Origin of the sequence: Micromonospora sp. NPDC047620, from assembly GCF_043205005.1 — a bacterium.
GTDB lineage: Bacteria > Actinomycetota > Actinomycetes > Mycobacteriales > Micromonosporaceae > Micromonospora.
Window position 1 is genome coordinate 1 of sequence record NZ_JBIDDG010000062.1, and the last position, 10,693, is coordinate 10,693.

The following is a 10,693-nucleotide window of genomic DNA, read 5'->3' on the forward strand; positions in this document are numbered from 1 at the left end:
GCCACCACCGCCGCCGCGTCCTCAAGGGCCAACGCCCCGGCAACGTACGCGGCCGCGATCTCACCCTGGGAGTGCCCGACCACCGCCGACGGGCGCACACCGTACGACTCCCACAGCGCCGCCAACGACACACCCACCGCGAACAGGGCAGGCTGCACCACATCGACCCGCTCCAACGACGGCGCGCCCGGCACACCACGCACCACGTCCAGCAGGGACCAGTCCACGTACGGGCGCAACGCCTCCGCACAGGCCCCCAGCTTCTCGGCGAACACCGGGGCGCTGTCCAGCAACTCCGCCGCCATCCCCACCCACTGCGAACCCTGACCCGGGAACACGAAGGCCACCTCACCCGGCGCACCGATGCCGGTGACGGCCTCGGGCGCGGGGTGGCGCTCGGCGAGCGCGTCCAGCGCGGCGGTCAACTCCTCCCGCTCGGCGGCGAAGACCACCGCCCGGTGGTCGTGGGACGCGCGGGTGGCGACGAGCGACCACCCGACGTCGCCGAGTTCGGCGTCCGGCACCTCCGCCAGGTGGTCCCGCAGGTCGCGGGCACGGTCGGCGAGTGCCTCGGCGGTACGCCCGGAGAGCACCCAGGGCACTTCGCCGGCCGGCCCGTCGGCCGCCGGTTGCGGCGCGGGCTCCTCGGCGGGTGCCGATTCGAGGATGGTGTGCACGTTGGTGCCGCTGATCCCGAACGAGGACACCCCGGCGCGGCGTACGCCGTCGACCGGTTCCCACGGACGGGCCTCGGTGAGCAGTTCGACACTGCCGGCGGACCAGTCGACGTGCGGGGTGGGCTCGTCGACGTGCAGGGTGGGCGGGAGGACGCCGTGCCGCATCGCGAGGACCATCTTGATCACGCCGGCGACACCGGCCGCGGCCTGGGTGTGGCCGATGTTCGACTTGATGGAGCCCAGCCAGAGCGGCCGGTCGGCGGGCCGGTCCTGCCCGTACGTGGCGAGCAGCGCCTGCGCCTCGATCGGGTCGCCGAGGGTGGTGCCCGTGCCGTGCGCCTCGACGACGTCGACCTGGGCTGGGGTGAGCCGCGCGTTGGCGAGGGCCTGCCGGATGACGCGCTGCTGGGCGGGGCCGTTGGGGGCGGTGAGCCCGTTGGACGCGCCGTCCTGGTTGACGGCGCTGCCCCGCACGATCGCGAGGACCGGGTTGCCGTCGCGGCGGGCGTCGGAGAGCCGCTGGAGCACCAGCAGGCCGACGCCCTCGCCCCAGCCGGTGCCGTCGGCGGCCCCGGCGAACGGCTTGCACCGGCCGTCGGCGGCGAGGCCGCGCTGCCGGGAGAAGCCGACGAAGATGCCGGGGGTGGCCATGACGGTGGCGCCGCCGGCCAGGGCGAGGTCGCACTCCCCCGCCTGCAGGGCCTGCGCGGCGAGGTGCATCGCGACGAGCGACGCCGAGCAGGCGGTGTCGACGGTGACGGCCGGGCCGTGCAGCCCGAACGTGTACGCCAGCCGCCCGGAGATGACGCTGGCGTTGACGCCGGTGGCGAGGTAGTTCTCGTCGACGTCCCCGGCGGCCATCAGCAGGGAGCCGTAGTCCTGCCCGTTGGTGCCGACGTACACGCCGGTGCGGCTGCCGCGCAGCGCGGTCGGGTCGATCCGGGCCCGTTCGAACGCCTCCCAGCTGGCCTCCAGCAGCAGTCGCTGCTGCGGGTCCATGGCCAGGGCCTCGCGGGGGCTGATGCCGAAGAACGCGGGGTCGAACTCGCCGGCCCCGGCGAGGAAGCCGCCCTCCCGGACGTAGCTGGTGCCGAGGTGCTCGGGGTCCGGGTGGTACAGCTCGGCGAGGTTCCAGCCGCGTTCGCCGGGCATCAGGGTCATCGCGTCGGTGCCGGCGGCGACGAGGTCCCACAGTTGCTCGGGAGAGGACACGCCGCCGGGGAAGCGGCAGCTCATTGCGACGATGGCGATGGGCTCCCGGTGCAGGCCGGCGCCGTCGGCGACCACCTCGCCGGGGGTGTGACCGGCGGTCAGGCCGTGCAGGTGGGCTGCCAGCTCGGCAACGGTGGGGTGGTCGAAGACGAGGGTGGCGGGCAGGGTCATGCCCGTCTCGGCGGTCAGCCGGTTGCGCAGCTCGACGGCGGTGAGCGAGTCGAAGCCGAGGTCGCGGAAGGTGCGGTCGGGCAGCGGCTGGCCGGCCGGGTAGCCGAGCACCGCCGCGGCCTGGGTGCGGACCAGCTCGGTGAGCTGCGGCAGGGACCGGCCGACGACGACGGCGCGGACCGTCCCGGCGGGCCGGGTGGGCACCCCGGGCAGGGTGGCGATCAGCGGGGTCGGACCGCCCCAGGCGGCGGCGAGGCGTCCCCAGTCGACATCGGCGACCGTGACGGCCGGCTCGGCGGTGTTGACCAGCCGGCCGAGCGCGGTGACCGCCTCGGCGGCGGGCAGCGGGTTGAGGCCGCCCCGGGTGAGCCGGGCGGTCAGCGCGGCGGTGGCCGCCGCCATGCCGTCCTCGGCCCAGGCTCCCCAGCCGATGGAGGTGGCGGGCAACCCCTGGCCGCGCCGCCACGCCGCGAACGCGTCGAGGTACGCGTTGGCGGCCGCGTAGTTGCCCTGCCCGGCGCTGCCGACGACGCCGGCGAGGGAGGAGAAGAGCACGAACGCGTCGAGGTCACGGCCGGCGGTGGCGTCGTGGAGCACCTGCGCGGCGCGGACCTTGCCGTCGAGGACGGCCTGCATCCGGGCCAGGTCGAGGCCGTCGAGGATGCCGTCGTCGACGACCCCGGCGGTGTGCACGACGGCGGTCAGCCCGGGCAGGCCGGCGACGAGGGCGGTGACGGCGTCGGCGTCGGTGACGTCGCAGGCCACCACCCGGGCGGCGCCCAGCTCGGCGACCAGCTCGGCCGCGCCGGGGGCGTCCGGACCGCGCCGGGAGGCGAGCACCACCTCGGCGGCGCCGTTGGCCAGCAGCCAGCGGGCCACGTGCCGGCCCAGCGCGCCGGTGCCACCGGTGACGAGGACGGCGCCGGAGGGCCGCCAGGCCGCCCCGGCGGGCGGGGTGGCGGGGACGAGCCGCCGTTCGAGCACGCCTTGCGGGCGGATCGCCACCTGGTCGTGGCCCGCGTCGGCGAGGACGGCGAGCAGCGCGTCCCCGGCGGCCCGGTCGAGGCGGCCGGCCGGGTTCGACCCGGCGCCGACGGCGCCCCGGCCAGGCTCGACGGCGGGCAGGTCGATCAGGCCGCCCCAGCGGTCCGGCTGTTCGAGGGCGACGACCCGGCCGAGGCCCCAGGCCGCGGCGGACGAAGGGCCCGCGACGTTCTCGCCGCCGCCGACGGACACGGCGCCCCGGGTGAGGCACCACAGCCGGCCGGGCAGTCCGGTGTCGGCGAGGGCCTGGACGAGAGTGAGCAGCAGTGCCGTCCCGGCGGGTACGGCGGGCGCGTCGGGCAACGGCTCGTCCCGCTCGGGCAGCAGGCACAGCACCCCCGCCCAGCCGCCTTCGCCGCGCTCCCGCAGCGCCGTGCCCAACTCCCCCCGCCCCGCCCCAGGCGTGACCCGAAGGACGTCGACATCCCCCCCGCCCCGCCGGAGCGCGTCGACAACCCCGCCCCACTCTCCGCGATCTTGCACTTCCGGCCCCGGCGAAAGCCACATTCCACCCGTCTCGGGGGCCGCAACTGCAAGATCGGCGGGGAGGGGGGCGGGGGTGACGACGAGCCAGCGGCCCGGGAGGGACGGGGTGGGGGCGGGGTGGATCTGGTCCCAGGTGATGCGGTACGACCAGGCGTCCAGCGCGGCGTCGCGCAGGCGGGTCCGCCGCCACGTCGACAGCACCGGTACGGCCGGGGCGAGGGCCTCCACGGCGGCCGGGTCGTCCTGCACGGCCAGGTGGGACGCCACGGCGGGCAGGTCGCCGCGCTCGACGGCGGCCCAGAAGTCGCTCTCGGCGCCGTCGGTCCGCTCGGGCGACGCGGCGGTCGTGCCGTCGACCTCGGGCCAGTACCGCTCGTGCTGGAACGCGTACGTGGGCAGATCCACCCGGGCCGCACCGGTGTCGGTGAACCACTGCGCCCAGGCGACCGGGACGCCGTGGACGTGCAGCTCGGCCAGGGCCGCCAGCAGGGCGTGCGTTTCCGGCCGGTCCCGCCGCTGGGTGGGCACGGACAGCACGCCGTCGTCGGCGGGCAGGATGTCCGCGGCCATCGCCGTCAGGACGCTCTGCGGGCCGACCTCCAGCAACGTGCCCGCCCTGGCGGCCCGGAGCGCGGTCACGCCGTCGGCGTACCGCACCGCCTCCCGGACGTGCCGCACCCAGTAGTCGACGGTGCGGATCTCCTCGCCGTCGGCCAGCGCACCGGTCACGTTCGACACCACCGGCAACACCGGCGCCGAGAACGTCAGCCGGCCCAGGACGGCCCGGAACCTCGCCAGCATCGGCTCCATCAACGGGCTGTGGAACGCGTGGCTGACGGTCAGCCGGCGGGTACGCACACCCCGCTCCCGCCAGACCCGCTCCACCTCGTCGAGGGCCTCCACGGCGCCCGACACCACCACAGAGGTCGGACCGTTGACCGCCGCGACGCCCAGCCGGTCGGTGAGCGCGTCCAGCGTGGCCAGCACCTCGGCCTCCGACGCGGCGACGGCCAGCATCCCGCCGCCGGCCGGCAGCGCCTGCATCAACCGACCCCGCGCGGCCACCAGCGCACACGCGTGCTCCAGGGACAGCACACCCGCGACGTGTGCCGCGGTGATCTCCCCGATCGAGTGACCGCCCACGAAATCCGGCGCCACACCGAACGATTCGACGAGCCGGAACAACGCGACCTCGACCGCGAACAGGCCAGCCTGGGTGAACACCGTCTGGTCCAGCAGGTCCGCCTCCGGCGATCCCGCCTCGGCGAACAGCACCGTCTTCAACGGCTGCGGCAACGCCCGGTCCAGGTGCCCGCACACCTCGTCCAGCGCGGACGCGAAGACGGGGAAGGTCCCGTACAACTCCTGGCCCATGCCGGCGCGCTGCGCGCCCTGGCCGGAGAAGAGCACGGCGAGCTGGCCGCGCGCGGAACCCGTACCGGCGAGGACGTTGCCGGCCGGCGAGCCGGCGGCCAGGGCCCGCAGCCCGGCCACCAGGTCGTCGCGGCCGGTGGCGGCGATCACCGCGCGGTGGTCCAGCACGGACCGGGAGACCACCGACGAGTACGCGACGTCGAGCGGGCGGGCGTCGCCGTCGGCGTCGGCCAGCCAGGCGGCCCAGCGGCCGGCCTGGGCGGCGACGGCTGCGTCGGATCGGGCGGAGAGCAGCACCGGGACGACCGGACGGTCGCCCGTCGGCGGCTCGTCCAGCGCGGGCTCCGGCGTCGGGGCCTGCTCGATGATGGTGTGCGCGTTGGTGCCGGACACCCCGAACGACGACACCGCCGCCCGGCGCGGCCGGTCCACGGCCGGCCACGGGGTCGCCTCGGTGGCGAGCGCGACCGCCCCGGCGGTCCAGTCGACGTGCGGGGACGGCTGGTCCACGTGCAGGGTGGGCGGGACGATGCCGTGCTGGATGGCCAGCACCATCTTGATCACGCCGGCGACGCCGGCGGCGGCCTGGGTGTGGCCGAGGTTGGACTTGACGGAGCCCAGCAGGACCGGGGCGACCTCGCCCCGGTCCTGTCCGTACGTGGCGAGCAGGGCCTGCGCCTCGATCGGGTCGCCGAGCCGGGTGCCGGTGCCGTGCGCCTCCACCACGTCGATCTGCTCGGGAGCGAGCCGGGCGTTGGCGAGGGCCTGCCGGATCACCCGCACCTGGGAGGGGCCGTGCGGGGCGCTCAGGCCGTTGGACGCGCCGTCCTGGTTGACCGCGCTGCCGCGGACCACGGCGAGGACCGGGTACCCGTGGCGTTGGGCGTCGGAGAGGCGGGCGAGCAGCAGCATACCGACCCCCTCCGACCAGGAGGTGCCGTCGGCGGCGGCGGCGAACGCCTTGCACCGCCCGTCGGCGGCGAGCCCGCGCTGCCGGCTGAAGCCGACGAACACGGCCGGGGTGGGCATGATGGTGACGCCGCCGGCGAGGGCCAGCTCGCAGTCGCCGTTACGCAGCGCCTGGACGGCCAGGTGGATCGCCACGGACGAGGAGGAGCACGCGGTGTCGATGGTGACCGCCGGCCCCTCCAGGCCAAGGGTGTACGCCACCCGGCCGGAGACGACGCTCGTGGAGTTGCCGGTGAGCAGGTGCCCCTCGCCGTTCTCGGTCGCGGCCTGGGCGATCACCGCGTCGTAGCCGTGCGAGGCGGCCCCGACGAACACCCCGGTACGGCTGCCCCGCACGGTCGGCAGCGGCAGCCCGGCCCGCTCGAACGCCTCCCAGGACGTCTCCAGCAGCAGCCGCTGCTGCGGGTCCATGGCCAGGGCCTCGCGGGGGCTGATGCCGAACAGGTCGGCGTCGAAGTCCCCGGCGCCGTAGACGAAGCCGCCCTCCCGGACGTAGCTGGTGCCGGGGTGGTCGGGGTCGGGGTGGAAGAGCCGGTCGAGGTCCCAGCCCCGGTCGGCGGGGAACGGGCCGATCCCGTCGCCGCCGTCGCGCACGAGCTGCCACAGCTGCTCGGGCGAGTCGACCCCGCCCGGGTAGCGGCAGCTCATCGCCACGATGGCGATGGGCTCGGAGTCCCGCGCCTCCAGCTCCCGCAGCCGCCGCCGGGTACGCCGCAGCTCCGAGGTCGTACGCTTCAGGTACTCGACGTACTTCTCGTCCTCGTTGCTCACCGTGGACCCACCCTCACTCGGCTTGCCGATGTTCTTGCGGCTGGCGGTCACGACGTCTCCAGCTCGCGGTCGATCAGGTCGAAGATGTTCTCGGCGGTGGCGGACTCCAGGTCGTCGTCGCCGTCCGCGTCGGACTGCCGCTCGGTCAGCCGGTCCAGCAGGCCGTGCAGCCGGTCGGTGATCCGGCGGAACTCGACGTCGGTCGGGTCGAGCCCGGCGAGCGCCGCCTCCAGCCGGTCGAGTTCCCGTCCGGCGCCCGCCGACCGGTCGGCTGCCGTGTCCGCGAGGTCGAACTGCGTCGCCAGGTACGCGGCGAGCGCCGCCGGCGTCGGGTTGTCGAAGACCAGCGTCGCCGGCAGCCGCAGCCCGGTGGCTGCCCCGAGCCGGTTGCGCAACTCGACCGCGGTGAGCGAGTCGAAGCCGAGTTCCCGGAACGCCTTGGTCGGTTCCACGGCGGCCGAGTCGCCGCGGCCGAGGACCACGGCGACGTGCGACAGCACCAGGTCGCGCAGGGCGCGTTCCCGCTTGTCCGCGGGAAGGGCGCGCAGGGTGTCGACGAACGCCTGCCCGCCGGCGGCCTCGGCGGCGACGGCCCGCCGGCTGGCGGGGCGGACCAGGGCCGCCAGCAGCGGGTGGACGGGCGCGCCGGACGCCGCCATGCCCGTGTTGATCTTCGCGGGCATCAGCACCGCCCGCTCCGAGCGCCAGGCCGCGTCGAACAGGGCGAGGGCCTCGTCGTTGGTGAGCGCCACCAGGCCGCTGCGCTCCAGCCGCCGCAGGTCGACGGCGTCGAGGTGCCCGGTGATGCCGCTGGCCTGCGCCCACAGGCCCCAGATCAGGGAGACCGCCGGCAGGCCGAGGGCCCGCCGGTGTTCGGCGAGGGCGTCGAGGAACGCGTTGCCGGCGGCGTAGTTGCCCTGGCCCGGCCCGCCGAACAGGCCGGCGGCGGCGGAGTAGAGCACGAACGCGGTCAGCTCACGGTCGAGCGTGGCCCGGTGCAGGTTCCAGGCCGCGTCGACCTTCGGCCGCAGCACCGCGGCGAGGCTGTCCGGGGTGAGCGACTCGACGGTGGCGTCGTCGATGACACCGGCGGTGTGCACGACGGCGCGCAGCGGATGCCGGGTGTCCACCATGGACAGCACCTCGGCGACGGCGTCCGGGTCGGCCAGGTCGGCGGCGACGATCGACACGTCCGCGCCGAGCGCCTTGAGGTCGGCCAACAGCTCGTCCGCGCCCTTGGCGTCCGGGCCGCGCCGGCTGACCAGCAGCAGGTGCCGGGCGCCGTGCGCGGTGACCAGGTGCCGGCAGAGCAGCGCGCCCAGGGTCCCGGTGGCGCCGGAGACCAGCACCGTGCCGTCGAGCCGCGGCACCTGCGGGATGCTCAGGGTCAGCTTGCCGACGTGTCGGGCCTGGCTGAGGAAGCGGAACGCCTCGGGGCCGCGCCGGACGTCCCAGGTGCGCCGGGGCAGCGGCCGCAGCGCGCCACTCGCGAACAGCGCCATCAGCTCGTCCAGCATCCGCCTGATCGTGTCCGGGCCGGCCACCATGAGGTCGAAGTCCTGGTAGCTCACGCCGGGGTGTGCGGCCGCGACCCGCCGCGGGTCCCGCTTGTCCGTCTTGCCCATCTCGACGAACCGGCCGCCGGGGGCCAGCAGCCGCAGGGACGCGTCCACGAACTCGCCGCTGAGCGCGTTGAGCACCACGTCCACGCCGCGCCCGCCGGTGGCCTCGCGGAACTCGTCGACGAAGTCGAGGGTGCGCGAGGACGCGATGTGCGCGTCGTCGAAGCCGGTGGCGCGCAGCGCCGGCCACTTGCCGGGGCTGGCCGTGCCGTAGACCTCCGCGCCGAGGTGGCGGGCGATCTGCACGGCGGCCATGCCGACGCCGCCGGCGGCCGAGTGCACCAGCACCGACTCCCCGGACTTCAGCCGGCCCAGCTCGACCAGCCCGTACCAGGCGGTCAGGAAGACCACCGGCATGGCGGCCGCGTCGGCGTACGACCAGCCGTCGGGGATCCGGGTGAGCATGCGGTGGCCCGTGACCGCGACGGAGGAGAACGAGCCGGAGATGATGCCCATGACGCGGTCGCCGGGCGCGAGGTCGGTGACGCCCGGGCCGACCTGGAGCACCACGCCGGCGCCCTCGCTGCCCAGCACCTCCTGGTCGGGGACCATGCCGAGGGCCAGCACCACGTCCCGGAAGTTGAGCCCGGAGGCGCGCATCTCGACGACGACGTGTCCCTCCGGCACCTCGTCCGCCCCGGTCGGGACGGGCAGCAGGGCCAGGTTCTCCAGGGTGCCCTTCTCGGTGACGTCGAGCCGCCACGGCGCCTCGTCGCCGGGCAGCGACAGCACCCCGGCGTCCCGCGCCCGGGCGAGCCGGAGCACCAGGACGGCGCCGTCGCGGACCGCGAGCTGCGGCTCGCCGGAGCCGACCGCAGCCGCGATCGCGGCACGGGAGGAGGCGGCGTCGTCGGTGTCGAGCAGCGTGAACCGGCCGGGGTGTTCGGACTGCGCCGATCGGACCAGCCCCCACAGGGCGGCGTTGGCGAGGTCGCGGGGGGCCTCGCCGGGCGCGGCGGCGACCGCACCCCGGGTGTGCAGGACCAGGCGGGTCTGCTCCAGCCGCGGCTCGGCGAGCCACCGCTGCACCAGCGCCAGGGCGTCCCGGGTCGCGTCGTGCGCGTCCGCGACGGCCCGGACCGGGGCCGCGTCCGGACCGGCCCGCAGGTCGACCACGACATCCGGTACGTCGCCGCCGCCGTCCAGCGCGGCCACCAGATCCGCCAGGTCGCGGTGGCCCGCCACCGGGTGGCCGGCGGCGGCCAACGCGTCGGCCAGGCCGAGGGAGTCGTCGCCGAGCAGCGCCCAGCGCGTCGTGCTCCCGGCGGTCGCGTCGATCGCCGGCAGCGGCGTCCAGTCCAGGTGGAACAGCGAGGTGCGCCGCAGCGCGGCGGCCTCGTCGGCCCGGCCGGCGGCGACCTGGCGGAAGGTCAGCGCCTCCACCGTGAGGACCGGCTGGCCGGCCGGGTCGGCCAGGGTGACGGCGACCGTGTCCGGGCCGAGCGAGCGGAGCCGCGCCCGCAGCCGGGTGGCGCCGTGGGCGTGCAGGGTGACCGAGCGGAAGGCGAACGGCAACCAGCCGGTGCCGGTGGCGTCCGCCGGGTCGCCGAGCAGCCCGGCGGGCCCGGTGGCCTGGAGGGCCGCGTCGAAGAGGGCCGGATGCAGGCCGAACAGGGACGCCTCGGCGGCCACCGCGTCGGGCAGCACCACCTCCGCGTACACCTCGTCGTCGCGACGCCACAGCCGGCGCAGGCCACGGAACGCGGGGCCGAGGCCAAGCCCGCGCTCGGCCGTCTGCGCGTACCAGGCGTCCAGGTCGGCGTCGACCTCGACGGCGTCGGCCGGGGGCCACTCCCCCGGTACGGCCACGGGGGCGGGGAGCTGCGGCAGCAGCAGGCCCTCCGCGTTCCGGGTCCACTCCGCGTCTCCGCCCTCCTCCGGGCGCGAGTGCACGGTGACGCTCCGCTCGCCGGTGTCGCCGGGCGCGCCGAGGCGCACCTGCACCTGGATGGCGCCGGCGGGCGGCAACACGAGCGGGCTGATCAGGGCCAGGTCGCCCACCTGGCCGGCGTCGACCTCGTCGCCCGCGCGGATCACCATGTCCATCAGGCCGGTGCCGGGGACGATCACCGTCCCGCCGACGGCGTGGTCGGCCAGCCACGGGTGGGTACGCACGGACAGCCGCCCGGTGAACACCACCGTCTGGTCGTCGGCGACCGGTACGGCCGCGCTGAGCAGCGGGTGCCCGGCGTCCTGGAGGCCGGCCGAGCTGACGTCCCGCACCCGGTGGGCGGGGGCCTCCAGCCAGTACCGGTCCCGGTCGAAGGCGTAGGTGGGCAGGTCGACGGTCGGTGCGGGCGTGAGGACCTTCGTCAGGTCGACGGGCAGGCCGATCGCGTGCGCGGTGGCCAGGTTCGTCAGCAGCCG

2 protein-coding genes are annotated in these 10,693 nt (G+C 76.0%); both read right to left on the reverse strand.

The genetic code is table 11. The annotated features are described in order from the left end of the window. Positions 1-6,704: type I polyketide synthase (locus ACGF5C_RS33805; RefSeq protein ID WP_393308331.1), on the reverse strand; the 6,704-nt coding region annotated here is incomplete at its 3' end. 47 nt (positions 6,705-6,751) lie between these two features. After that, positions 6,752-10,693, reverse strand: a 3,942-nt coding sequence (locus tag ACGF5C_RS33810) for an SDR family NAD(P)-dependent oxidoreductase (protein WP_393308329.1), incomplete at its 5' end; no start/stop codon positions are given.